We start from the raw sequence: 23,495 nt of genomic DNA, 5'->3' as shown, positions 1-23,495 counted from the left end.
GAGGGGTGCTCAGGCGCCCGGCCTGAGCCGGAACCGCTGGAGTTTGCCCGTCGGCGTACGGGGGAGCGCGTCCAGGAATTCGAAGACGCGCGGGCATTTGTACGGCACCAGCCGCGACGTGACGAAGGCGCGGAGCGCTTCCCGCTCCTCCTCGCCGGGCCGCACCCCCTCGCGCAGCACTATGTACGCCGCCACTATCTGGCCCCGCAGCTCGTCGGGGTGGCCCACCACCGCCGCCTCCGTCACGTCGGGATGTGCCAGCAGCGCCTCCTCGACCTGAGGGCCCGCGATGTTGTACCCGGCCGAGATGATCATGTCGTCCGCGCGTGCGACATAGCGGAAGTAGCCGTCGGGCTCCCGCACGTAGGTGTCTCCGGTGAGGTTCCAGCCGTCGCGTACGTAGACGGTCTGGCGCGGATCGGCGAGATAGCGGCAGCCGACCGGGCCACGGACCGCCAGCAGCCCCGGCTCCCCGTCGGGCACCGGGGCGCCGGACTTGTCCACGACGCGCGCCTCCCAGCCGGGCACCGGCAGGCCCGTCGTGCCGGGTCTGACCGCCTCGTCGGCGGCCGAGATGAAGATGTGCAGCAGCTCGGTGGCGCCGATGCCGTTGATGACGCGGATCCCGGTCCGCTCGTACCAGTCCTGCGAGGTCGCGGCGGGCAGGTTCTCCCCGGCCGAGACACAGCGGCGCAGCCCGGAGATGTCGTACGCGGCCCCGCCCGCCCCGGCCAGCTCGTTGAGCATCACGCGGTACGCGGTCGGCGCCGTGAACAGCACGGACACCCCGCGTTCGGCGACAGCCCCCAACAGCTGCCTGGGGCCCGCGTGTTCGAGGAGCAGCGCCGAGGCGCCCGCCCGCATCGGGAAGACCACCAACCCGCCGAGCCCGAAGGTGAAGCCGAGCGGCGGACTGCCGGCGAACACGTCGTCCGGCTCCGGGCGCAGCACATGGCGCGAGAACGTGTCGGCGATGGTGAGCACATCGCGGTGGAAGTGCATACAGCCCTTGGGCCGCCCCGTCGTTCCCGAGGTGAAGGCGATGAGCGCGACGTCGTCGCCGGCGGTCCGCACCGCCTCGTACCGTTCCGGTTTCCCTGCCGCCAGCCGCAGCAGATCGTCCGGCGCGTCCCCTCCGTACGTCGCGACGCGCAGCCCCGGCACCTCTGCCTTGACCAGGTCGTCCACCGATCTGACGTCGCAGAGCGCGTGTCCGACCCGCGCGATCTCGCACATCGTGGCCAGCTCGCTCGCCCGCTGCTGGGCGAGCACCGTCACCGCCACCGCGCCCGCCTTCAGCACGGCGAGCCAGCACGCGGCCAGCCAGGGCGTCGTCGGCCCGCGCAGCAGGACCCGGTTGCCGGGCACCACACCCAGGTCGGAGGTCAGGACGTGGGCGATCCGGTCGACATGGGTGCGCAGTTGACCGTACGACCAGGTGTCGCCCGAGGGGAGATGGAAGACGGGGCGGCCGGCGCCGAAGCGGTCCACGGTGCGGTCGAGCAGTTCGACGGCGCAGTTGAGCCGGTAGGGCCCGCGCAGGGAGGGCGGGTTGAAGACGAGTTCCGGCCACTGCTCGGGCGGCGGCAGATGGTCGCGCGGAAAAGTGTCGCGGTGCGCCGAGGGTGTGAGTACCGCCGGTGTCAGCTCCATCGTTCGCCCCCTCGTGGGGTGGCTTGGTGGCCTTGTGCATCGAGCGTATCGTGTGGGTGACGACAGTCAACAGTCCGCGATAGACGCGATTCAAGTGAGGGCCCGGATGCCCGTATTCTCGCTCGATCCGGCACAGAAGTCCTGGTGTGACGAGCTGCGCACCCTCGCCGCCGACCGGCTGCGCCCGCTCGCGGAGAAGGGCGAGCCCGGCCGGATCAACCGCCCGCTGGTCGCCGCCCTCGGTGAGCTGGGACTCCTCGACCGCATGCTGAGCGCCGGGGCGCTCGATCTCTGTCTGCTGCGCGAGTCCCTGGCCCACGAATGTACGGAGGCGGAGACCGCGCTCGCCCTCCAGGGGCTCGGCAGCCATCCCGTCCTCCGGTCCGGCACCGACGAACAGCGGGCGCGCTGGCTGCCCGAGGTGGCGGCGGGGCGCGCCGTGGCCGCGTTCGCGCTGAGCGAGCCGGGCGCCGGGTCGGACGCGGCGGCGCTCGCGCTCACCGCCGTACCGCAAGACGGCCCGGACGGCCCCGGAGGCGGTGACGGCCCCGGCTGGCTGCTCACCGGCGAGAAGCGCTGGATCTCCAACGCGCCCGAGGCCGACTTCTACACCGTCTTCGCCCGTACGACCCCGGGCGCGGGCGCGCGCGGCGTCACCGCGTTCCTCGTCCCCGCCGACCGGCCCGGACTGACGGGCACCCCGATCGAGATGCTCTCGCCGCACCCCATCGGCGCCCTGGCCCTCGACTCCGTACCGGTGAGCGCCGCCGATGTCCTGGGCGAGGTGGACCGGGGTTTCCGGGTCGCGATGGACACCCTCAACCTCTTCCGCCCGAGCGTCGGTGCCTTCGCCGTCGGCATGGCGGGCGCCGCGCTGGAAGCGACTCTCGCCCACACCGCCGACCGCACCGCGTTCGGCGGCCCGCTCAAGGACCTCCAGTCCGTCTCCCACCAGGTCGCTGAGATGGCGACGCGTACGGAGGCGGCCCGGCTGCTGGTGTACGCGGCGGCCGAGGCGTACGACACGGGGGCGCCGGACGTGCCGCGCCGCTCGGCGATGGCGAAGCTGTTCGCGACGGAGACCGCGCAGTACGTGGTCGACGCCGCCGTCCAACTCCACGGCGCACGCGCCCTGCGACGCGGGCATCTGCTGGAACACCTCTACCGGGAAGTCCGCGCGCCCCGCATCTACGAGGGCGCCACCGAGGTCCAGCGCACCATCATCGCGAAGGAGTTGTACGGATGAGCGGCCTGGAGCGGACCAACCCCGCCGAACTCTCCCCGCCTTCCGGTTTCTCGCACGCGGTGAGCGTGACGGCGACCGAAGGACGGCTGGTGTTCCTGGCCGGCCAGACCGCGCTCGACCGGACGGGCGCGATCGTGGGGCAGACCCTGGTCGAGCAGTTCGAGACCGCACTCGGCAACCTCCTCACGGCGCTCGCCGCGACGGGCGGCACCCCGGCCCATCTCGCGCGCGTCACCGTCTACGCGACCGACGTCGCGGACTACCGCGCCCACGCCGCCGAACTGGGACGGGTGTGGAAGCGGCTCGCGGGCCGCGACTACCCGGCGATGGCGGTGATCGGCACGGTGCGGCTCTGGGACGAGAGCGCGCTCGTGGAGCTGGACGGCATCGCGATGGTGCCCGGCGAGGACCCGCGTCCCGGACCGGTGAGTTGAGTAAAGGTTAAGTAATCCGACGTCAACTCCCTTACCCACACTGCGGAAATTTGCTTGACCGGTCTATGGACCGGACCACGTGACCGGCTCTACGTTGAGCGGCACGCCGTCCGAGAACGGAGCATCCGCATGAAGGACGTCACCCCCCTGACCGAGGGCTGGACGCTGCGCCACGAGCAGGCCGACCTGCCGGCGACGGTCCCCGGCTGCGTCCACACCGACCTCCTCCACGCCGGGCAGATCGAGGACCCGTTCCTCTCCCGGAACGAGACCGAAGTGGCCTGGGTGGGCCGTACCGACTGGCGTTACGACACCGTGCTCGGCGCCCGCGACACCGCGCACGAGCGCACCGACCTCGTCTTCGACGGCCTCGACACCGTCGCGACCGTCAGCGTGGGCGGTGAACGCGTCGCCAACACCCGCAACATGCACCGGAGTTACCGCTTCGACATCACGGACCGGCTGGACCCGGCGGCCCCGACCCCGCTGCGCGTGGAGTTCACCTCCGCCTACACCGAGGCCGAAGCGGTCCGCGCCCTGGTGGGAGAGCGGCCGGGCTCCTATCCCGAACCGTTCCAGTACATCCGCAAGATGGCCTGCTCCTTCGGCTGGGACTGGGGGCCGACCCTCGTCACCGCCGGTATGTGGAAGCCCGTCCGTCTTGAGCACTGGTCCACCGCCCGGCTCACCACGGTCCGCCCGCTCGTGACCGTCGACGGCACGACCGGCCGCGCCGAACTGCGCGTCGAAGTCGAGCGCACCGCCACCGGCGGCGGGGTCCTCACCGCCCGCGCCCGCGTCGGCGGCCACACCGCCTCCGCCGACTTCGACGGCGCGCACACCGCACTCACCGTCGAGGTCCCCGACGCCGCACTGTGGTGGCCCCGAGGCTACGGCGAACAGAGCTTGTACGACGCCGAGTTGGAGCTGCTGGATGCCGACGGCACCGTTCTCGACCGCTGGCGGCGCCGGATCGGATTCCGTACCGTCACCCTCGACACCGGCACCGACGCGCACGGCACCGCCTTCACCCTGGCCGTGGGCGGCGAGCCCGTCTTCGCGCGCGGCGTCAACTGGATCCCGGACGACGTCTTCCCCTCCCGCATCACCCCCGACCGCTACCGCACCCGCCTCACCCAGGCCGCCGACGCGGGCGTCAATCTCGTACGCGTCTGGGGCGGCGGCATCTACGAGAGCGACGACTTCTACGACGTCTGCGACGAACTCGGCCTGCTGGTCTGGCAGGACTTCCTCTTCGCCTGCGCCGCCTACCCCGAGGAACAGCCGCTGCGCTCGGAGATCGAGGCCGAGGCCCGCGAGAACGTCACCCGCCTCATGCCGCACGCCTCCCTCGTCCTGTGGAACGGCAACAACGAGAACCTGTGGGGCTTCCGCGACTGGGACTGGGAGCCCGCGCTCGGCGGCGACTCCTGGGGCGAGGGCTACTACCTGGGCCTGCTGCCCCGCGTCGTCGCCGAGACCGACCCCACCAGGCCCTACTGGGCGGGCAGCCCCTGGTCGGGCTCCTGGGACCACCACCCCAACGACCCGGCGCACGGCACCGCGCACTCCTGGGACGTCTGGAACCGCACCGACTACACGGACTACCTCCATGAAGTCCCCCGCTTCGTCGCCGAGTTCGGCTGGCAGGCACCGCCCGCCCACGCCACCCTGCGGCGCGCGCTGCCGGGGGAGGAACTTCTCCCCACGTCGCCCGGCATGCTGCACCACCAGAAGGCCCACGACGGCAACGGCAAACTGGAGCGCGGCCTCGCCCACCACTTCGCCGTACCCGGGCCGGGGCCGGCGGACTTCGACCGCTGGCACTACCTCACCCAGCTCAACCAGGCGCGCGCCGTCGCCACAGGCATCGAACACTGGCGCTCCCACTGGCCGGTCTGCGCGGGCACCGTCCTGTGGCAGCTCAACGACTGCTGGCCGGTGACCTCCTGGGCCGCCATCGACGGCGACGAACGCCTCAAGCCGCTCTATCACGCACTGAAACGGCTGTACGCGGACCGGCTCCTCACCGTACAGAACCGCGAAGGACGCCCGGCCGTCGTCGCCGACAACCAGTCACCGGCACGCTGGGACGCCGAGGTACGGCTGCGCCGCATGGCCGGCGACGGCCGCACCCTCGCCGAGGGGACGGTGACGGCACGGGCCGGGGCGCGCTCGGTCGCCGTCGCGACGGTGCCCGGTGAACTCCTGCCCGACGCGGGCTCCGCGAAGGAGTTCCTGGTCGCCGACGCGGGAGAGCTGCGGGCGGTCCACTTCCCCGTACGCGACCGGGAGTTCGCCTTCCCCGCGCCGCGCTACGACGTGGACCTCGTGAACAGCGGGGCCGACGTCGTGGACGTCGTTGTCACCGCCCGTACGCTGCTGCGCGATCTGCTGCTCCAGGCGGACCGGCTCGCGCCCACGGCCGTCGCCGACCGGGGGCTGCTCACTCTGCTGCCCGGCGAGAGCGTCACCATCCGGGTACGTGGCTGGGACGGCGCCGGGGCCGGCGGGCCGGCCGCCGTCCGGGCCGCGCTGTTCGCGGTGGAGCCCGCGTGAGCGCGGCGGGGCAGCGGCTCACGATCAGGGACGTCGCCGCCCGCGCGGGCGTGTCGCGCGCCGCCGTCTCCCTCGCGTTCAACGACAAGCCGGGCGTGTCCGAGACCACGCGGGCGCACATCCTTGAGACCGCCAGGGAGATGGGCTGGGAGCCCAACCGCTCGGCCCGCGCGCGAGGAGCGCGGGGGACCGGCACCGTAGGGCTCGCGATCTGCCGCCCAGCCCGCCAACTGGGCCTGGAACCCTTCTACATGGACTTCATCTCCGGCATGGGCAGCTTCCTCACCGAGCACTCCGGTGCGCTGCTGCTGCGCCTGGTGCGCGACGCGGACGAGGAGATCGAACTCCAGCACCACTGGTGGCGATCCGGCCAGGTCGCCGGCACCGTGCTTGTCGACCTCCGGAGCGACGACCCGCGCGTCCCGGCGCTCGCCAAGCTCGGCATGCCGGTGATCGCTGTCGGCCATCCGTCGCTCGCCGGGCCGTTCACCGCCCGGTGGACGGACGACGGTACGGCCGTGACCGAAGCCGTCCGCTATCTCGCGGCCCTCGGCCACCGCTCCATCGCCCGTGTCGGCGGACCGGCCGAGCTGGGACACAGCGCCCTGCGCCGGGAGGCCTTCACGGCGGCCATGGCCGAACTCGGCCTGCCGGAAGGGCGGCAGAGCACCACCGACTTCTCCGGCGGCGCGGGCGCCCGCGCCACCCGCTCGCTGCTCGCCTCCGCCGGGCGCCCCACGGCGATCATGTACGACAACGACCTCATGGCCGTCGCCGGACTGTCCGTCGCCGCCGAGATGGGGCTCCGGGTCCCCGCGGACGTGTCCCTGCTGGCCTGGGACGACTCGCAGCTGTGCCGGCTCACGCATCCGCCGCTGTCGGCGATGAGCCATGACATCCACGCGTTCGGCGCCGAGGTGGCGCGGGCGATGTACGACCTCATCGGCGGCGGGCGCGTCGCCGCCCGGCAGGTCCCCACCCCGACCCTGACGCCACGCGGCTCGACCGGCCCACCATCCCCGTAACCCGCCGCTTCGACGAACAGCGCGACTCCCGCAACCCCCCACCGAAGAGGAAGGTTCGCTTCGCCATGCGCGGAAACCGATCCAGGCTCGTCGCCGTCGCCACGGCGGCACTCACCACGGCGGTGATGTCCCTCACCGCCGCCCCCGCCCCCGCCCAGGCGTTCCCGGCCACACCCAAGCAGGAGGTGCTGAACTACCTGAAGTCCATCGCCGGTTCGGGCGTCGTCTCCGGCCAGCACAACAAGGAACCGGCATCGGCCCCCGGCCGCTACACGCAGCTCGTGAAGGACATCACCGGCCAGTATCCGGGCCTCTGGGGCGGTGACCTCATGTTCCGTGCCGAGGACGTCGCGGGCCGGCAGCGCGTCATCGACCAGGCGAAGACCGAATGGGCCAACGGCTCACTCGTCACGCTGACTTGGCATGTCTGCCCGCCGACCGTCGGCAGCTCGTGCGAGTTCGACGGCGGCGTCAAGTCCAGGATCTCGAAGGAGGAGTTCGAGGCGACGATCACCGACGGCACGGCCCTCAACACCGCGTGGAAGCGCCGCCTGGACGAGGTCGTCCCGTACCTCCGACAGCTCAAGGACGCGGGCGTCCCCGTACTGTTCCGCCCGCTCCACGAGATGAACGAGTCCTGGAACTGGTGGGGTGAGCGCCCAGGGCCGAACGGCGGCGCCCGGCTCTACCAGCTCACCCGCGACCATCTCGCGGGCAAGGGCCTCGACAACCTGCTCTGGGTCTGGAACGTCCAGGACAACCCGGCGGGCGGCTGGAGTTCGTACTACCCGGGTGACGGCTACGTCGACGTGGTGTCGCTGGACGTCTGGTACAAGGGCCACCCCAGCGCGGCCGACTACCAGCAGCTGCGGACGATCGCGGGCACCAAGCCGATCGCCATCGCCGAGATGGGCAAGATCCCCAACGCCGCGCTGCTCGACAGCCAGACACGCTGGTCGTACTTCATGCTCTGGTCCGAGCAGTTGCAGGGCAGCAACTCCAACGCCGAGATCCAGGCGGGCTACTTCCACCCGCGCGTCCTGAACCAGGGGGAGGTCGCGCTGCCCTGATCGCACCGCGCCCGGTCAGCCGTCGAGGTCGACGCGCACCGTCAGCAGGTTCGTACCCATCAGCCGGACCATCGCGCTGTTGCCCGTCGGCAGGGTCTTGAGCCGCGCTCGCGGGTCGTCCTCCGGCACGGGGTGCGCGGTCCCGGCGTACCACGTGCCCTTGATCCGGACGCGGACCCTCGGGTCGGCCAGGATGTTCCGTACGTACTGCGACTTGTCGCCGTACTCGGACACCAGCCAGAACTCCTGGCCGACCCTGCTCCCGCCGACGGGGGTCCGGCGGGGCTGTCCTGACGTACGCCCCGTGGTCTCCAGGAGCACCTGCCCCGGCATCCGCCGGGAGAGCGGATTGGCGACCCGCCTCTGCAACGTCGTGACGGCCCGGTGCTTGATCTCGTCGTAGCGCGACATCCGTGACTCTCCCCTTCGTTCTTCTCTTCTGCTCTTCGCTCTTCGCTCTGTCGGCTTCTCATCCTTCTCTTACGTCGCTCATATGCTGTCATCACGCGCCGTACATATTTTTCGGGCCATGTTCCTCACCTACCTCAGGCGCGAACTGCGCCGCCGCCGAAAGGCCGCGCTGGTCGTCGCCTCGGGGCTCGCACTCGGTATCGCGCTGGTCATCGTCGTCAACTCCGTCTCCTCGGGCATGCAGCAGGCCCAGGGGAAGGTGCTGGAGTCGCTGTACGGACTCGGCACGGACATGACCGTCACCAAGGCCGCCCCGCCCCCGTCCGAGGGCGGCAGCGCACGGCCCCGCTTCAACTTCGACGCGGAGGACGGTGACGAGAAGCAGAGCAACGACGTCGTCATGCCGCAGGGCTTCCAGACCCTGGCGTCCAGCACCGTCGGCGAGGTCGCAGGACAGTCCGGCGTGGCCAGTGCCGTGGGCGGTCTCAGCCTCACCGTCGTCAAGGTCGACGGTGAGTTCAAGCCCGGCGAGTTCAAGCCGAGGGAAGGCGGCACGGTCGGTGGTGGCGGTGGCGGCGGTGGGCCGCAGGGCGAGGTACGGGGCGGCGGAGCCGCTTTCGACGTCAACTCCTACACGGTCTACGGCACCGACACGGCGCGGCAGGACCTCGGCCCGCTGACCTCCTCCAAGATCACCGACGGCCGCGCGTTCAAGACGACCGAGACCGATGCCGAGGTGGCCGTCGTCGACTCGGCGTACGCGAAGGAGAAGAAGTACAAGGTCGGCAGCGAAGTCACCATCAAGGGAACGAAGTTCGAGATCATCGGTATCGCCACCGCCGACAGCGGTGACGCGGCGGCCAATCTGTACATACCGCTGAAGCAGGCGCAGACCCTGTCCGACTCCAAGGACAAGGTCACCACGGTCTACGTCCAGGCCGACGACTCGCAGCAGATCGACGCCGTCAAGTCGGCCATCCAGGAGAACATCGCGGGCACCACCGTCACCACGTCCGCCGATCTCGCGGACACCGTCTCCGGCTCCCTCTCCACGGCGTCCGACCTCGCCACCAACGTCGGCAAGTGGCTGTCCATCGCCGTCCTCGTCGCCGCGTTCGTCGTCGCGGGCCTGCTCACCATGTCGGCCGTCGGCCGTCGCGTACAGGAGTTCGGCACGCTCAAGGCCCTCGGCTGGAAGAGCGGGCGCGTCACCCGGCAGGTCGTCGGCGAGGCGATGGTCAACGGTCTGGTCGGCGGTGTGCTCGGCATCGCCGTCGGCGTGGCCGGGGCCTACGCGCTGACTGCCGTCAGCCCGTCCCTGACCGCCCAGCTCGGCGCCGCGGGCGGTGGCGGCGGTGGTGCGGGCGGCGGCCTGATGCGGGCCGGCGGCCCCGGCGGACAGGCCGCCGACAAGGCCGTCGAGATCGCCCTCACCGCTCCCATCTCCGCCGCCACGATCGCCCTGGCGGTCGGTCTCGCGGTGACCGGCGGCCTGATCGCCGGTGCCTTCGGCGGCTGGCGCGCCTCCCGGCTCCGGCCCGCCGACGCGCTGCGCCGCGTCGAGTAGCGCCGGACGCGTCCGATGAACGGCGCGCAACCGGCAGTCAGCAGCAGCCACGGAGAGCCGGCAGACACAGCACAGCCGGCAGAGTCAGCAGCCCAGGAGTCGCACCATGTATGAACTCAGCGGCGTCACCAAGCAGTACCGCAGAGGCAAGGACACCGTCGACGCGCTCGCCGGCGTCGACCTGACCATCGGTGAAGGGGACCGGCTCGTCATCAAGGGCCCCACCGGCGGCGGCAAGTCCACCCTCCTCCAGATGCTCGGCGGCCTCGACCGGCCCACGGCGGGCAGCGTCCTGCTCGACGGCACCGACCTCGCCCGGCTCGGCGAGGCGAAACTCACCGCCGTACGCGGCCGGACCATCGGCTTCGTCTTCCAGAGCTTCAACCTCATCCCCACCCTCTCCGCGCAGGAGAACGTCGAGACCGCGCTCGTCCCGCTCGGTACGAAGGCCAAGGAGCGGCGCGAGCGGGCGGCGGAGGCCCTGCGTTCGGTCGGACTGGGGGAGCGCCTGCACCATGTGCCCTCCGAGATGTCCGGCGGTCAGCAGCAGCGCGTGGCCATCGCGCGGGCGCTGGTCAAGCGGCCCAAGGTGCTGCTCGCCGACGAACCCACCGGCAATCTCGACGAGTCCATGCGCGACGAGATCATGGATCTGCTCGAAGGGCTGTGGAAGGAGCACGGGCTGACGTTCGTCATGGTCACCCACGACAGTGCCATCGCCCGCCGCGCGACCCGTCTGGCCACCATCAAGCGCGGGAAGATCACCATCACCGAACGCCCGGAGTAGCCCGGACACTGCTCGCCGTTCCCGGGCCCCCTACCTTTGTGGACCGGGGAGTTCCCGGGAACGGCGAGAGGTGGGCGAATGGCGCGGGCCGGGCTGACGGCGGAGCGGGTGACGCTCGCGGGCGCCGAACTGGCGGACGAGGTCGGGCTCGACCGGCTCTCCATGTCGCGGGTGGCCCGGCGGCTCGGCGTGACGGACGCGAGCCTCTACGCGCACGTCCGCGGTCTGGAGGACCTGCGCGGCCGGATCGCGCTGCTGGCGGCGGACGAGAAGACCCTCCGTATCGCGGAGGCGACGGCCGGCCGGGCGGGCAAGGACGCGCTGGTCGCGTACGCCGACGCCTGGCGGGACTACGCCCACCGGCACCCGGGCCGCTACACGGCGACCCAGGCCCCGGTCCGGATCGACCCCGAACTGGCGGCGAAGGCGTCCGGGCCCCGGCGGGCGGTGGAGCTGGCGTACGGCATGCTGCGCGGCTACGGGCTGGCGGAGCCCGATCTCACCGACGCGGTGCGGCTGCTGCGCAGCACGTTCCACGGGTTCGTCGCCCTGGAGTCGGCGGGCGGCTTCGCGCACGCGCGTGCGCCCCAGGATTCCTGGGTCCGCGCCCTCGACGCCCTGCACACGCTCCTGGAGCACTGGCCCCCGTCCGGTGCACAAGAAGACCGCTCCTGACCGCTCGATCCGTCGCCCGGCTCACCGCAGGCTCAGGTCGTCACCCAGCGCCGCCGCGATCTCGGCGGCCCGCGAGAGATCGTCCAGCCGGCGGGTCAGGAACGCGCACGAATGCCCGTGCTTGATCGACCACCACGCCGCCGACCCGCCGAGCCCGCCCTTCGCGATCTTCCCGTCGTCGCGTATGAGCCCCAGCGTCCAGCCGACGGTGGTCGCGAAGACCTCGTCGTGCCGGCGCACCTGGGGCGCCAGATACGCCGCGTGGAGTTCGCTGCCCAGCAGCCGGTGGACCGGTCCGTCCGTGCGGGTGAGGCCGTCGAAGAACTCCGCCACGGAGGTCGCGGTGGCGTGCAGATTGGCGGCGCCGAAGACCGACCGCCGCCAGGCCGTGGAGTTCATCCGCTCCATGTCGAGCAGACCCGCCGGGATGGTCAACCACGGCTCCTGCGGCAGCTGTTGGGACCACTCGGGGGAGGCCGGCTCAAGCTCGGCGACCCGGTGCAGTTCACCGTCGGGCACCCCGAACCAGCCGTCAAGACCCAGCGCCGGCCGTACGACGTCGGCGAACATCCGCTCCAGCGAGATGCCCGCCCCGGCCCGCAGCACCCCGTCGATCAGATGCCCGTACGTCAGGGCGTGCTCGCCCAGCGACGTACCGGGAACGTACTCCGGAGCCGACGCGGCCAGGATCTCCCGCAGCCGGGCGTCGTCCAGCGGATCCGTCCCCACGGCCGCCACCGGGAACCGGGCCTGGCCCGCCTGGTGGGTCAGGACATGACGCAGGGTGGTCCGCTCCTTCCCCGCGACCGCGTACCGGGGCCAGTACCGCCCGATCGGTTCGTCCAGCGTCAGCGCGCCGTCCCGGACCGCCACCAGGGCCGCGAGCGCGGCGAACGGCTTCGAGACCGAGTACGGCTGGACCAGCGTGTCGGGGCGCCAGGGACGCCGCCGCGCGGTGTCGGCCCAGCCGCCGCTGAGCCGGACGACCTCGACACCGTCCCGCCACACCGACAGACCGGCACCCGTCTCGCGGCCGTCGTCCACCATCCCCCGGAAGACCTGACGGACCGTCTCGTACCCCTCGGCCACATGCCCTTCGACGCTCATCCCGATTCCCCTCCGTGATGCGGCGGACGCCCCCGACCACGCCGGAGCCTATACCCATAGGGGGTATGTAGGGAAGGGTCGTACGGACGGAGGTCTCGTGCCTGGGGGCGGGCGTGTCAGGCCGGGGCGGGGCGGCGTCCGACCGTACGCTGAGCCGGTTCGCGGCCCCCCCACACACACACGCCGGCCCCGGAGGCGTTCTTGCCGTCCCGCTCACCCTTGCCGAGCCTGTTCACCCGGATTCCGCTGGCCGGGAACTACCCGGCGGCTGTCACTCTGGCGCTGCTCGCGCTGAGCCCGTATCTGATCCTCACCACCGCCACCGCCCTGATGGAGCCGCAGATCATGCGGAGCATCGGCGCCACGGCGTACGAACTCCAGCTCACCAGCGGCATGTCGAACGCGGGGTACGCCTTCGGTGCCGTCGCCTGCGCCGACCTCGTGCAGCGGCTGGCCCGGCGTCTGGTCTATCTCGTCTGCGAATGCGGGTTCGTGCTGGCCACGGTGCTGGCGCTCAGCGCGCAGAACCTCGGCATGTTCGCCACCGGAGTCGTGTTCCAGGGGCTGTTCACCGGCATGCTGCTGGTCGCGTCGCTGCCGCCGCTGATCATCGGACACCCCATCGGGAAGCTCCAGACGACCGCCGTCGTCGTCAGTCTCGGGCTCTTCGGCATGGTGGCCTTCGGGCCGCTGGTGGGCGGGATCGTCGGCTCTTTCGGCGGCTGGCGGCCACTGTTCGCGGGCATCGGCACCCTGGCCCTGATCGGACTGATCGTCGGCTCCCTGACCTTCGAGGGCAACGAGCCACCGGCCCGCCGCGCGAGATTCGACTGGACCGCGATCCCGCTCGCGTTCGGCACCACGGCGCTGCCGTTCTTCGGCGTCTCGTGGCTGACGCGCGGCGACTTCAGCGACCCCGAGTTCTACGTGCCGGTCGTCGTCGGACTGGCCTGCGGGGTCTTCCTGGTCGGCGGTCAGTACCGGAAGGCCCACCCGCTGATGCCGGTGCGGCCCATCAGCAACACCCTGCCGGTCGTCGGCACGCTCAACGCGATGCTCGTCGGGGCGTGCTTCACCACCCTGCTGGAACTGATCGAGGTCTATCTGACCAGGGAGGGGGACTTCTCCCCGGTACGGATCGGGGCACTCGTCACCCCCCAGATCATGGGCGTCCTCATCGCCTCTCTGCTGTTCCGCCAGCTGATGTCGACCCGCTGGACGCCGGTGCTGGCCCTGTGCGGCACCGTCAGCGTGGCCATCGGCGGCGCCGTCCTGCTGGCCACCGAGACGCAGAACGCCTCCGCGACCGTCCCCGTGGCCTCGTTCTTCCTCGGCTTCGGCGCGGGGGCGGGTGTGACCCCGGGCCTCTTCCTGGCCGGCTTCTCCGTGCCGGCCGCTCAGATCGGCCCGACCTTCGCGCTGGTGGAACTGCTCCGTTCGGAGGCGGCCTTCCTGATCGGTCCCGTTCTGCTGCACTTCGCGCTCATCGAGGGGATCGCCGACGGGTTCCGGCAGTCGGTGGGGATCACGCTGGGAATCACCGTCGTCGGCGCGCTGGGCCTGGTGACCCTCTACCTCCTCGGCGGCGCACGGCCGGAGGCACCGGACCTGGTGTCCTGGCATGCGGGTACGTCGACGGGCTACCACTCCCCGGCGCTGCTGGCCGCGGTCCGCAAGGCCTGACGGCGGCCGGCCGGGCCCGACATGCGCGTGGCCGGCGGGCAACGGATAGTGAGTGCGTGGGGCCGGCTCTCGGGGTTGGAGGCGCATCGATGACCAGGCGCGGCAGGAACCCCGTCATGAACCGCGGAACGGCCGTACGACGGCGAACCCCCGCCCATCTCTCGCCCCGGGAGCGCGCCGAGCGGGGCAGGGCGGCCCGTAAGCGAGCGCCGAGGTCCGGCCACGCGGGATTCGAGGCGGTCCGCGCCCGGCCCGATCCGGTGGCGGTCGTCGACGCCCAGTCGCAGACGCGGGTGCCGGAGCTGGTGCCCATCCGGTACGGGCGGATGACCGAGTCGCCCTTCCGCTTCTACCGGGGAGCCGCCGCGATCATGGCCGGTGACCTGGCGACCACCCCGGTCTCCGGCATCACGGCGCAGCTCTGCGGGGACGCGCATCTGCTGAACTTCCGGCTCCTCGGCTCGCCCGAGCGGCACCTGGTCTTCGACATCAACGACTTCGACGAGACTCTGCCCGGCCCCTGGGAGTGGGACGTCAAACGCCTGGCCGCGAGCCTGGTGATCGCCGGCCGGGAGAACGGCTACTCCCGGAAGGAGCGGTCGATGATCGTACGGGCGGCCGTACGGTCCTACCGCGAGCGCATGCGCGTGTTCGCCGGGATGGGCAATCTCGACGTCTGGTACTCCCGCGCCGACATGGAGGAACTCCAGCCGCTGGCCGACCGCAGGCTGAGCGCCAAGGGCCGGCACCGGCTGTCGAGGATGATGACGAAGGCGCGCACCCGCGACAGCATCCAGGCGTTCGAGAAGCTGACCCGGCAGCAGGACGGGGACCGCCGCTTCGCCCCCGATCCGCCGCTGGTCGTACCGGTCGACGACCTGCTGCGGGGCGCGGAGCACGACAGGCTCGTCCGCGATCTCGGCAAGCTGGTCGACCGGTACGGGCGGAGCCTGTCCACCGAGCGCAGACAACTGCTGCGGCAGTACCGCGTGGTGGACATCGCCCGCAAGGTCGTCGGGGTGGGCAGCGTCGGCACGCGCTGCTGGATCCTGCTCCTGCTGGGCAAGGACGACAGCGATCCGCTGATCCTCCAGGCGAAGGAGGCGGACCACTCCGTACTGGCCGAGCACGTCGGCGAGAGCGAGTACAACAACCAGGGCCAGCGCGTCGTCGCCGGCCAGCGGCTCATGCAGGCGGTGGGCGACGTCTTCCTCGGCTGGGACCGGGTACTGGGGCCCGACGGCATTCAACGGGACTTCTACATAAGGCAGTTGCACGACTGGAAGGGCATCGTGGTGCCCCAGGTCATGGTCCCGAACGGTATGCGGGTCTTCGCCGAACTCTGCGGCGCGACCCTCGCCCGCGCCCACGCCCGCTCGGGCGACCGGATCGCGATCGCCGCGTACCTGGGCGGCGGACCCGTCTTCGACAACGCGGTGTCCGACTTCGCCGAGAGCTACGCCGACCAGAACGAGCGCGACCACGCGGCCCTGGTGACCGCGGTGAAGAAGGGCCGGGTCACGGCCGAGGCGGCGTGACGCGCACGGGCCGGAAGCCTGTCCGACCTGCCTGTTAGGCTGAAGCGCAGCGAAGGGGAGTAGTCCCGAGAACCGCTGGTCGACACACTGGCCGCCCCAGGGCGTCCCGGCCACCGGGCCACCGCGTACCACGCGGGGCGGACGAGACCTTCGACCAAGGCATGATCCGGCCCGCGCTTCAGTGCGGGTCGCCCGTCGTGCCGGGTCGAGTGGTTCCTCCCGTCGCCTTCTGGGTGTCGTACGAGCTCACGGCCCGGCCCCAGCAGAAAGCAAGGGAATGACTTTCGACCCCCTGGCGATCATCACCGCCTTCGGGCTCATCTTCCTCGCGGAGCTCCCCGACAAGACCATGTTCGCCTCACTGGCCATGGGCACCCGGATGCGTCCGCTGTACGTCTGGTTCGGCACCTCCACCGCGTTCATCGTGCACGTCGCCATCGCCGTGGGCGCCGGCAGCCTGCTGGGCCTGCTTCCGGAGATCGCCGTCAAGCTGGTCTCCGCCGCCCTGTTCGCGTTCGGCGCCTTCGTTCTGCTGCGCAGCGGGGGCGACGACGACGAGGAGGGCGCCGGCAAGACCGTCACCGGCTTCTGGCCCGTCTACACCACCGCCTTCACGGCCGTCTTCATCAGCGAGTGGGGCGACCTCACCCAGATCACCACCGCCAACCTGGCCGCGAGCAACGGCTGGCTGCCCACCGCGATCGGCTCGGCCCTCGCGCTGATGTCGGTCTCCGCGCTCGCCCTGCTGGCCGGCCGGTTCATCGCCCGGCGGGTGCCGCTGAAGACCGTGCAGCGCGTCGGCGCGCTGTGCATGGGCGGACTCGCGATCTGGACGCTCATCGAGGCCCTCACGCTCTGACGTCCGGGTGGCGGGCGCGGCGGGCGTGCCGGGTGGTCGGCGCGAAGCGCCCGTGAAAGGGTGATCCTCTTCGCATGTCGCCGCTCACAACTCGCCATCTGGAAAAGGGGATCCGAATGAAAATCACCGTGAACGAGGACCTGTGCTGCGGCGCCGGCCAGTGCGTCGCGCTCGCGCCGGAGGTGTTCGACCAGCGTGACGAGGACGCCATCGTCGTGCTGCTGGAGGCCGAGCCCGGGGAGCAGGTGCACGCGACTGTCCGTGAGGCCGCGTCCGGCTGTCCTTCGGCCGCCATCACCGTGATCGACAACGCGTAGCCGTACCCCCTGACCCGGCACGGCGTACTCAGAAAGTCGCCGTGGCCGGCAGATCGGGACGCGCCGGCGGGTGACCGTCGGCGGTCCGCAGTGTCAGCACCATGGTGAAGCCGCCGCCGGGGGTGTCCTCGGCGGCGAGCGTGCCCCCCATCGCCTCCGCGAAGCCCCGGGCGACGGCGAGGCCGGGCCCGACACCGGCACCTCGGGGGGCGTCCCCGTACCGCTGGAGCGGGGCGAAGATCCGGTCCTTCGCGTCGTCAGGGACACCAGCACGACACTGCCCTCCGGCACACCGCCGAGCGCCATCGGCACCACCTCGTCCAGATCGATCTCACGGATCAGCGTGGTCACCGTGTCCGTCTGGAGACGGGACATGCCGGGCGGGGTACGCAGGTCGTGGCTGACCGCCGCGAGCAGCGCCGCGATACGGATCCGGCACCCGGCCGGACAGGGCCGGCGCCATACGGTCCCCGATCGGCATGTCGACGTCCGCGTGCTCGGGGCCGCCGGAGCAGCGCGACCGGCTCGTCTCCGTGCGCTGGTCCGACGGCGTCGCCCAACGGCTGATCGAGCTCGACGCGGCCAAGACCGTCGTCAAGGTTTCCGGCCTGATCTGACCCCGTCCCGGGCCGGTCCCGTCGCGGGGCTCTGACCGGCACGGCACCGGCATTAGAGTGAACGGGTGACTTCCCTGCCGGAGAACCGGCCGCCACGGATCAGTGAGACCGACCGCGACACGGCCGTGCGGCGCCTCCAGGAGGCGTACGCCGAAGGCCACATCGCGCACGAGGAGATGGACGCACTCCTCAACCAGGCGCTCACCGCCCAGACGCACGACGCGCTCGCGCAGGCTCTGGCCCCGCTCCCGGCGGAGAAGCCCGCCACGCCGTCCACGATCGCCGTCCACGCGGGACGGATCCAGCGGCGCGGCCCCTGGCGGGTACCCCGGACCCTCAAGGTCGAGTCCGCCTTCGGCAGCGTGCGACTCGACCTGTCCAGGGCGATCATCGAGCATCCGGTGATCGACATCGAGCTGCAACTGGGCACCGGCGGGGCCAAGGTCACGGTCCCGCGCGACGCGATCGTCGAGTTCGAGAACCTGGGCACCGGGTGGAAGGACATGCGCTACAAGCCTCCGCGCCACTCCGGCCCCGGCGGGCCGACGATCCGGATCTCCGGAACGATGGGCTTCGGCCGGCTGAAGATCCGCCACGCGCGCCGCTGAGCGGAGGCGCTGCGCGGAGGCGGGCGTGAGGGCGCCGGCCCGGCTCCCGATCACCCGAATGGCGTGATGGGGATGCGCGGAGCACAGTTGATAGGGGGCATGGCCGCCCCAGGAAATCTCCGAGATCCCCGGCGGCTGTGCAATCGCACGCGACATCGCTCCCTATCCCAGGAAGATGAGTCGGTCATGGCAGTCAAAGAAGCCACGTCAACAGCAATGTCGAACGGCCACCGCCACCACGGTGACATCAAGGGAACGACGACGATCGCGGACTCGGTCGTCGCCTCCATAGCCGGTATCGCCACCCGCGAGGCGGCCGGGGTCTACGCGATGGGCAGCAGTATGACCCGGACCCTGGGAGCCGCGCGGGACAAGATGGTCCGCTCCGACGACGTGACACGCGGTGTGCAGGTCGAGGTCGGCCAGAAGCAGGCCGCCGTGGATGTCGATGTCGTCGTGGAGTACGGGTATCCGATCACCAGGACCACCGAAGAGATCCGTACGGGTATCGCCGACGCGGTCGAGGGCATGACCGGTCTGGAGATCGCCGAGGTGAACATCGACGTCCTCGACGTGCACCTCCCGGATTCGGACGAGGGCGGCGGCGAATCGCCCCGCGCGATATGACCGAAGGATCATGAAGGGACGGTCACGAGGGTCCCACCCGCGCGACCGTCCCTGATTTCGCGCGGCCGGATTCTCCGCCTCGTCGGCTCCGCGCCGCCCTCCTGCGGGTCAGAGCGCCTGGTCGGGCGGGATCGACTGCTCGGCCCAGACCGTCTTCCCGACGGCTGTCATCCGAGTGCCCCAGCGCTCGCTGAGCTGGGCCACCAGCAGCAGACCCCGGCCGCCCTCGTCGGTGGGTTTGGCACGCCGCACATGCGGACTGGTGTCACCGCCGTCCGAGACCTCACAGATCAGCGCCGTGTCCTTGAGCAGCCGCAGCCGGATCGGGCCCACCCCGTAGCGGATCGCGTTGGTGACCAGCTCGCTCACCACCAACTCGGTCACGAAAGCCAGGTCTTCGAGTCCCCAGGCGGTCAGAAGCCCGCACGCGTTCTGGCGCGCCTCGGCGACCACCGACGGATCGCACGGCAGGTCCCAGGAGGCGGTGCGGTCGCTGTCGAGGGCGTGGGTGCGGGCGACAAGGAGTGCGATGTCGTCCCTCGGCTCCTCGGGCCGGACCAGGTCCACGATGTTCTCGCAGATCTCGTCCAGCGAGTCGGTCCGGTCGTTGAACGCCCGCATCAGCCCGGCGGGTGCCTCCTCGATGGTGTCGCCGTCGACGGTGTTGCCGCTCCGGCCGAGATTTCGGTCGAAGAGGGCCAGCACGCTGTCCGGCGGCAGCGTCACCTGCGCTCCCTCGAACGGCAGACCCCCCATGCCCAGGGGGGAGTTGGAAGGCAGGGAGACGACTTCGCCGCGTGCTCCGGGGCGTATCAGAACCGGCGCCGGGTGACCCGCCCGCGCCAGTGTGCAGACCCGGGACGCGGGGTCGTAGACCGCGTAGAGGCAGGTGGCGCCGATGTCGCTGACCGCGTCACCCGCGATGCGCGTTCCCTCCTGCGCGTGGCTGACGATGTCGTCGAGGCGGGTGAGGACTTCGTCCGGTGCCAGTTCGATCTCCGCGAGGGTCCGTACAGCCATACGGAGCCGGCTCGCCGCCGCGGCGGCACGGATGCCATGCCCGACCACGGTGCCGACGACCAGGCCCACCCGAAGGCCGGGCAGCGGAATGACGTCGAACCAGCCGCCGCCCGGACCGGAGCCGCCGCGCGCGGACAGATACCGGGCAGCGACGTCGACGGCGGGCTGTGCACGCGCTTGCGGAGACAGCTCACGGCGCTGAAGGGACGAAGCGATGTTCCGTTCATGGGTGTAACGGCGGGAGTTGTCCAGACAGACGGCCGTCTGGGCCACCAGGTCCTCGGCGACGAGCAGGTCGTCGGGGGAGAACGGGCCCGGAGAGGCGGAATGGCGCGTGAAGGACACGACCCCGAGCGTGGCGCCCCGTGCGCGGATGGGGACCACGATGAAGGAGTGCGCTCCGTGATTCTCGGGCAGGGCCGCGCCGGCGGGGTCCCCGGCCAGCCAGCGCCGTATCTCCGGGTCCGTACGAGAGAACCGCAGCGCCCGGCCGCTCGTCAGGCACAGGTTCACGGGGGAGAGAGCCAGGTGGCTGTGTGCGCTGCCGTCGGGCACCGTCGAGGGGACATACGCCGACGCGCTGACCGCTCGATGAAGTGTGGCCGTCCCGTCCTCGACAGGTCCGGGCAGATCGCCGCCCAGGACGGCACCCAGCAGGTCGATGCACGCGTAGTCCGCGAAGCGCGGAACGGCCACATCGGCCAGCTCGCGCGCTGTGCCGTCCACCTCCAGGCTCACCCCGATCCGCGTGCGCGCCTCGGTGAACAGGGCCAGCCGTTCACGGCCGCGGTGCAGCTCGGTCAAGTCCTGGGCGTTGGTGCCGACGGCACGCACTTCCCCGGAGTCGTCTTTGAGGGGAAAGATCTCCGACGACCACAGGTGCGCCTCGGACTCACCGGGCACCTTCGTGAAGGGCTCCATGATCTCGGGTTCTCCGGTCTTGGCGACCCGGCGAACGCGTATGTCGGCCTCGGCGTACTCCGGGGTGTGCTCGATGTCGCCGATGTGCATGCCGCGCAGGTCTTCCTCGGAGCGGGCGAGCACGCGCGCCATCTCGGTGTTCAGCCGCAGCAGCCGCGCTTCCGTGTCATAGATCGCGTAAGCGGTCGGGTACTGCTCGAACGCCGCCTCCATGAGCGCCGCGGTGTCCGTTCCCGCGACGTCCCGCGTGGGAACGGCCGCCAGCAGCCGTCCGCCCCGGGCCACGTGCTCGGGCAGCTGGATCAGGTGAGGGCGGAAGGGCAGCCGCCGACCGTCGCGGTGGCGCAGAACCGAATCCGTGTCACCGATCAGCGCCGCGACCGATCGCCCGACGACTTCCTGAGGCGGGTGTCCCAGCAGCCGCTCCGCCCACTCGCCTGCCCACGAGATGGTGCTGTCGGCGTCGACAAGAGCAAGAGCGAAGGAGGCGGGAAAGAAGGCCTCGCCTTCTGAAGAAAGCCGACGCGGATGAGATGCGTCGGCGGGAAGTCCGCTTTGGCTCATTTCTATCGCCCGACCTCATCATGGAGATCCCATCACAACCATTGTCCGCCTGACCGGGGCGCGCAAGGTGAGCGGCATCGCTCACACAAGGTGAGTAATCGGACGCGGAGCGTCGAGATCGTTCCTTATCGTTCCTTCCGCCTGATGTTCCGCCTGATGTGACATTTCTGTGCGTCGTGGCGCTGTCAGGAGGGGGAAGAATGCTGGGCGATCGAAGAGGCATGTGTGGATAGGGGTGGGAACCAGCGTCGTACGCAGGTGTCCGACGTGGAGCTCGGGATTGCCGTATCGCTCGCCCAGCAGGGGGATGAGGAAGCTTTCGCGAGGGCGTACCGGCTCGTGCATCCAGGGCTGCTCGGATATCTGCGCGGGCTGGTCGGGGACGACGCGGAGGATGTCGCCTCGGACGCCTGGCTGGAGATCGCCAGGGACCTGAGGCGTTTTCGGGGCGACGGCGCGGGATTTCGTGGCTGGACGGCGACCATCGCGCGCAACCGGGCGCTGGACCACCTCCGTAAGCAGAAGCGCAGGCCCCGGATGTCACTCATCGAGCAGGATGTCCTGGAACTGCCCGGACGGGCGGACACCGTGGAAACGGTGTTCGAGTCGATGTCGACGCAGTGGGCGCTGGGGCAGCTCGCCGAGTTGCCGCCGGACCAGGCGGAGGCGGTGCTGCTGCGGGTGGTGGTGGGGCTGGACGGACCTTCCACGGCACGGGTGCTGGGCAAGCGGCCGGGCGCCGTGCGGACGGCCGCCTATCGGGGGCTGAAGCGGCTGGCCGAGCAGTTGACCTCGGGAAGCCGGGCGGAGAATGCGGCGCCCGCCGCGTCGGGCACGCTGAGGGATGAGACATGAAACGCGAGCCGGAAGCGACGGATGCGTCGTTCATCACGCCCGAGGTCCAGGCGCTCGCCGACGCTGTTCGAGGCGGTGTCGAGCCGGAGGGGGTCGAGCGGGCGCTCACGGCGTTCCGGGAGGCCTGCAGCGCCGCCGAAGGCGCCGTGCCCCGGCGTGGCCGGAGTCGCAGGAGGCGCGACGACTGGCGCCCGGCCCGGCGCCGGTTCCCCGCCCTTGTCTCATGGAAGGCGGCGCTCGGCGCGGCCCTCGCCACCGCCACGCTCGGCGGACTGGCGGTGGCGGCCGTTCCCGGCGGGCTCCCGGATCCGTTCCGCCCCGCCGAAGGCCCCGCGAAGAACTCCACGTCCACGCCGGGCGTGGACGCCCCGCGTACCCCTGGCGGTACACCCGGCGCTACGGTCCCGAGCCCCTCGTCACCGGCGCCCCCGCCCTCGGCGCACGATCCGGGGTCCCGGAGTCACGCGGCGCTGTGCCACGCGTGGAGTCAGGGCGCCGAGAAGCACGAGGGCGCGGCGTTCCGGCGACTGGTGGACGCCGCGGGCGGCGAGGGTGCCGTGGACGGCTACTGCGCCGCGTTGTCCGGTGCGGACGCGGACGCTCCCTCGGCGCCCGGGAAGCCGGCCGGGACAGCCGCGCCGGGACAGCCGGGACAGCCGAGGAATCCCCCGGCGGTCTCTCCTCCGGCGGCTTCTCCCTCGCGGGGCAGAAGCGCGGAGCACACCCAGGACACCGGTAAGGACGGGTCGTAGTCATGGCAGAGGACCGCGGTGCCGAAGGCACCGACAACAGCGCGGAGACTCCCGTGGATGTCGTGGACGAGCGGACGGCGGTCCGACTCGCCTACCGGCCCGAGCCCGCCGACACACTGGCCGGCCTGCGGGTCCGCGGGCGGATCAAGAGGACCGGGCTGCTGCGCTGGGGGTTCCTCGCGCTGTGGGTGGGGCACTGGCTGTTCTCCACCGTGGGCCGGGGGAGTGCCGACGTCGTCTCGACGGTGCTGTTCCTGTTGGTCGTTCTGATGGTGTGGGGGTACCCGCGGCTGCAAGCCGCCCACGTGCAGCGGATTGTCGGATGGCAGGGCGAGTACCGCACGAGCGTGTCTCCGGCCGGGATCACCTGCCGTACCGACCACAGCACGTTGGTCCAGCAGTGGTCCGTCTTCCAGGGCTACCGGGAGACGGCGGGCCACTTCGTCCTGCTCAGCCGGGACCCCAACATCATGTGCCTCGACGTCCTGCCCAAGCGGGGCGTGCGTGCGGCCGGGGACCTCGACCGGCTGCGGGCGATCCTGGACGGGCACACCGCTCGCGTGTGACGAACGGGAAGGCGCCCAGGGGGTGTTGGCGGCC

At 71.2% G+C, this 23,495-nt stretch carries 22 protein-coding genes and 1 pseudogene; 18 read left to right on the top strand and 5 right to left on the bottom strand.

Features of this window, described 5'->3' with window-relative positions; translation table 11 throughout:
* Nucleotides 1-9: 9 nt before the first annotated feature.
* On the bottom strand, nt 10-1,653 hold the full coding sequence (locus OIE74_RS08330) for an AMP-binding protein (RefSeq protein ID WP_329380186.1): 1,644 nt from the start codon (nt 1,651-1,653) through the stop codon (nt 10-12).
* Between the two features lie 106 nt (nt 1,654-1,759).
* Between OIE74_RS08330 and OIE74_RS08325 the strand changes: the two genes are divergently transcribed.
* From OIE74_RS08325 to OIE74_RS08305, 5 genes are all read left to right on the top strand, one after another.
* On the top strand, nt 1,760-2,899 hold the full coding sequence (locus OIE74_RS08325; protein WP_329380183.1) for an acyl-CoA dehydrogenase family protein: 1,140 nt from the start codon (nt 1,760-1,762) through the stop codon (nt 2,897-2,899).
* Nucleotides 2,896-3,333: a RidA family protein gene (locus tag OIE74_RS08320; RefSeq protein ID WP_329380180.1), complete on the top strand. Its 438-nt coding sequence runs from the start codon at nt 2,896-2,898 to the stop codon at nt 3,331-3,333. Before OIE74_RS08325 ends, OIE74_RS08320 begins: the two co-directional genes overlap by 4 nt.
* A gap of 129 nt (nt 3,334-3,462) precedes the next feature.
* Nucleotides 3,463-5,892: a glycoside hydrolase family 2 protein gene (locus OIE74_RS08315; protein WP_329380177.1), complete on the top strand. Its 2,430-nt coding sequence runs from the start codon at nt 3,463-3,465 to the stop codon at nt 5,890-5,892.
* Nucleotides 5,889-6,917: a LacI family DNA-binding transcriptional regulator gene (locus tag OIE74_RS08310; RefSeq protein ID WP_329380174.1), complete on the top strand. Its 1,029-nt coding sequence runs from the start codon at nt 5,889-5,891 to the stop codon at nt 6,915-6,917. The genes OIE74_RS08315 and OIE74_RS08310 overlap by 4 nt, the downstream gene beginning before the upstream one ends.
* 65 nt (nt 6,918-6,982) lie before the next feature.
* Nucleotides 6,983-7,987, top strand: a complete 1,005-nt coding sequence (locus OIE74_RS08305) for a glycoside hydrolase family 26 protein (RefSeq protein WP_329380171.1) — start codon at nt 6,983-6,985, stop codon at nt 7,985-7,987.
* Between the two features lie 15 nt (nt 7,988-8,002).
* Here OIE74_RS08305 and OIE74_RS08300 read toward each other — a convergent pair whose 3' ends face one another.
* Complete coding sequence (locus tag OIE74_RS08300) at nt 8,003-8,398, bottom strand: nitroreductase/quinone reductase family protein (RefSeq protein ID WP_329380168.1); 396 nt, start codon at nt 8,396-8,398, stop codon at nt 8,003-8,005.
* A gap of 118 nt (nt 8,399-8,516) precedes the next feature.
* Here OIE74_RS08300 and OIE74_RS08295 point away from each other — a divergent pair, with 118 nt between their 5' ends.
* The 3 genes from OIE74_RS08295 (at nt 8,517) to OIE74_RS08285 (ending at nt 11,427) form a co-directional block, all read left to right on the top strand.
* Nucleotides 8,517-9,965, top strand: a complete 1,449-nt coding sequence (locus OIE74_RS08295; protein WP_329380165.1) for an ABC transporter permease — start codon at nt 8,517-8,519, stop codon at nt 9,963-9,965.
* A 106-nt stretch (nt 9,966-10,071) separates the two neighbouring features.
* Complete coding sequence (locus OIE74_RS08290) at nt 10,072-10,752, top strand: ABC transporter ATP-binding protein (RefSeq protein ID WP_329380162.1); 681 nt, start codon at nt 10,072-10,074, stop codon at nt 10,750-10,752.
* Nucleotides 10,753-10,830: 78 nt separating this feature from the next.
* Nucleotides 10,831-11,427 carry a TetR/AcrR family transcriptional regulator gene (locus OIE74_RS08285; RefSeq protein WP_329380159.1) on the top strand — a complete coding sequence of 199 codons (597 nt, stop codon included), beginning with the start codon at nt 10,831-10,833 and terminating at the stop codon, nt 11,425-11,427.
* 21 nt (nt 11,428-11,448) lie between these two features.
* Here OIE74_RS08285 and OIE74_RS08280 read toward each other — a convergent pair whose 3' ends face one another.
* Nucleotides 11,449-12,534 carry a serine hydrolase domain-containing protein gene (locus tag OIE74_RS08280; protein ID WP_329380156.1) on the bottom strand — a complete coding sequence of 362 codons (1,086 nt, stop codon included), beginning with the start codon at nt 12,532-12,534 and terminating at the stop codon, nt 11,449-11,451.
* A gap of 219 nt (nt 12,535-12,753) precedes the next feature.
* Here OIE74_RS08280 and OIE74_RS08275 point away from each other — a divergent pair, with 219 nt between their 5' ends.
* The 4 genes from OIE74_RS08275 (at nt 12,754) to OIE74_RS08260 (ending at nt 16,931) form a co-directional block, all read left to right on the top strand.
* On the top strand, nt 12,754-14,217 hold the full coding sequence (locus OIE74_RS08275; protein WP_329380153.1) for an MFS transporter: 1,464 nt from the start codon (nt 12,754-12,756) through the stop codon (nt 14,215-14,217).
* 116 nt (nt 14,218-14,333) lie between these two features.
* Entirely contained in the window at nt 14,334-15,755 is a 1,422-nt protein-coding gene (locus OIE74_RS08270; protein ID WP_329380151.1) for a DUF2252 domain-containing protein, read from the top strand.
* Between the two features lie 277 nt (nt 15,756-16,032).
* Nucleotides 16,033-16,614, top strand: coding sequence for a TMEM165/GDT1 family protein (locus tag OIE74_RS08265; protein WP_329380148.1), 582 nt, complete (start codon nt 16,033-16,035; stop codon nt 16,612-16,614).
* Between the two features lie 116 nt (nt 16,615-16,730).
* The gene (locus OIE74_RS08260) at nt 16,731-16,931 is read left to right on the top strand and encodes a ferredoxin (protein ID WP_329380145.1); all 201 of its coding nucleotides are present in this window, start codon (nt 16,731-16,733) and stop codon (nt 16,929-16,931) included.
* Nucleotides 16,932-16,959: 28 nt separating this feature from the next.
* On the opposite strand, the pseudogene OIE74_RS08255 reads toward OIE74_RS08260, so the two are convergent.
* Nucleotides 16,960-17,433 (bottom strand): annotated as a pseudogene (locus tag OIE74_RS08255) (sensor histidine kinase); the annotation flags it as partial.
* Here OIE74_RS08255 and OIE74_RS08250 point away from each other — a divergent pair.
* The 3 genes from OIE74_RS08250 to OIE74_RS08240 all read left to right on the top strand — a co-directional run bounded on the left by OIE74_RS08250 (nt 17,411) and on the right by OIE74_RS08240 (nt 18,783).
* Nucleotides 17,411-17,548, top strand: a complete 138-nt coding sequence (locus OIE74_RS08250) for a hypothetical protein (protein ID WP_329392588.1) — start codon at nt 17,411-17,413, stop codon at nt 17,546-17,548. The pseudogene OIE74_RS08255 and the gene OIE74_RS08250 sit on opposite strands and share 23 nt — an antisense overlap.
* A gap of 65 nt (nt 17,549-17,613) precedes the next feature.
* A complete protein-coding gene (locus OIE74_RS08245) occupies nt 17,614-18,156 on the top strand; it encodes a DUF1707 SHOCT-like domain-containing protein (protein ID WP_329380142.1) in 543 nt (180 codons plus the stop codon).
* A gap of 186 nt (nt 18,157-18,342) precedes the next feature.
* Complete coding sequence (locus OIE74_RS08240) at nt 18,343-18,783, top strand: Asp23/Gls24 family envelope stress response protein (RefSeq protein WP_329380140.1); 441 nt, start codon at nt 18,343-18,345, stop codon at nt 18,781-18,783.
* Nucleotides 18,784-18,891: 108 nt separating this feature from the next.
* On the opposite strand, the gene OIE74_RS08235 is transcribed toward OIE74_RS08240, so the two are convergent.
* Nucleotides 18,892-21,288, bottom strand: a complete 2,397-nt coding sequence (locus OIE74_RS08235) for a SpoIIE family protein phosphatase (RefSeq protein ID WP_329380137.1) — start codon at nt 21,286-21,288, stop codon at nt 18,892-18,894.
* A gap of 225 nt (nt 21,289-21,513) precedes the next feature.
* On the opposite strand from OIE74_RS08235, the gene OIE74_RS08230 reads away from it, so the two are divergent.
* The 3 genes from OIE74_RS08230 to OIE74_RS08220 are packed head-to-tail and all read left to right on the top strand — an operon-like array spanning nt 21,514 to nt 23,461.
* Nucleotides 21,514-22,143: an RNA polymerase sigma factor gene (locus tag OIE74_RS08230; protein ID WP_329380134.1), complete on the top strand. Its 630-nt coding sequence runs from the start codon at nt 21,514-21,516 to the stop codon at nt 22,141-22,143.
* Nucleotides 22,140-22,895, top strand: a complete 756-nt coding sequence (locus tag OIE74_RS08225) for a hypothetical protein (RefSeq protein WP_329380131.1) — start codon at nt 22,140-22,142, stop codon at nt 22,893-22,895. The genes OIE74_RS08230 and OIE74_RS08225 overlap by 4 nt, the downstream gene beginning before the upstream one ends.
* 2 nt (nt 22,896-22,897) lie before the next feature.
* The gene (locus OIE74_RS08220) at nt 22,898-23,461 is read left to right on the top strand and encodes a YcxB family protein (protein ID WP_329380128.1); all 564 of its coding nucleotides are present in this window, start codon (nt 22,898-22,900) and stop codon (nt 23,459-23,461) included.
* Nucleotides 23,462-23,495 lie beyond the last annotated feature (34 nt).

It is taken from the genome of Streptomyces sp. NBC_01716, from assembly GCF_036248275.1.
Classification (GTDB): domain Bacteria; phylum Actinomycetota; class Actinomycetes; order Streptomycetales; family Streptomycetaceae; genus Streptomyces.
Note: the sequence above shows the minus strand (reverse complement) of the source record. Positions and strands in the feature narration are given on the sequence as shown.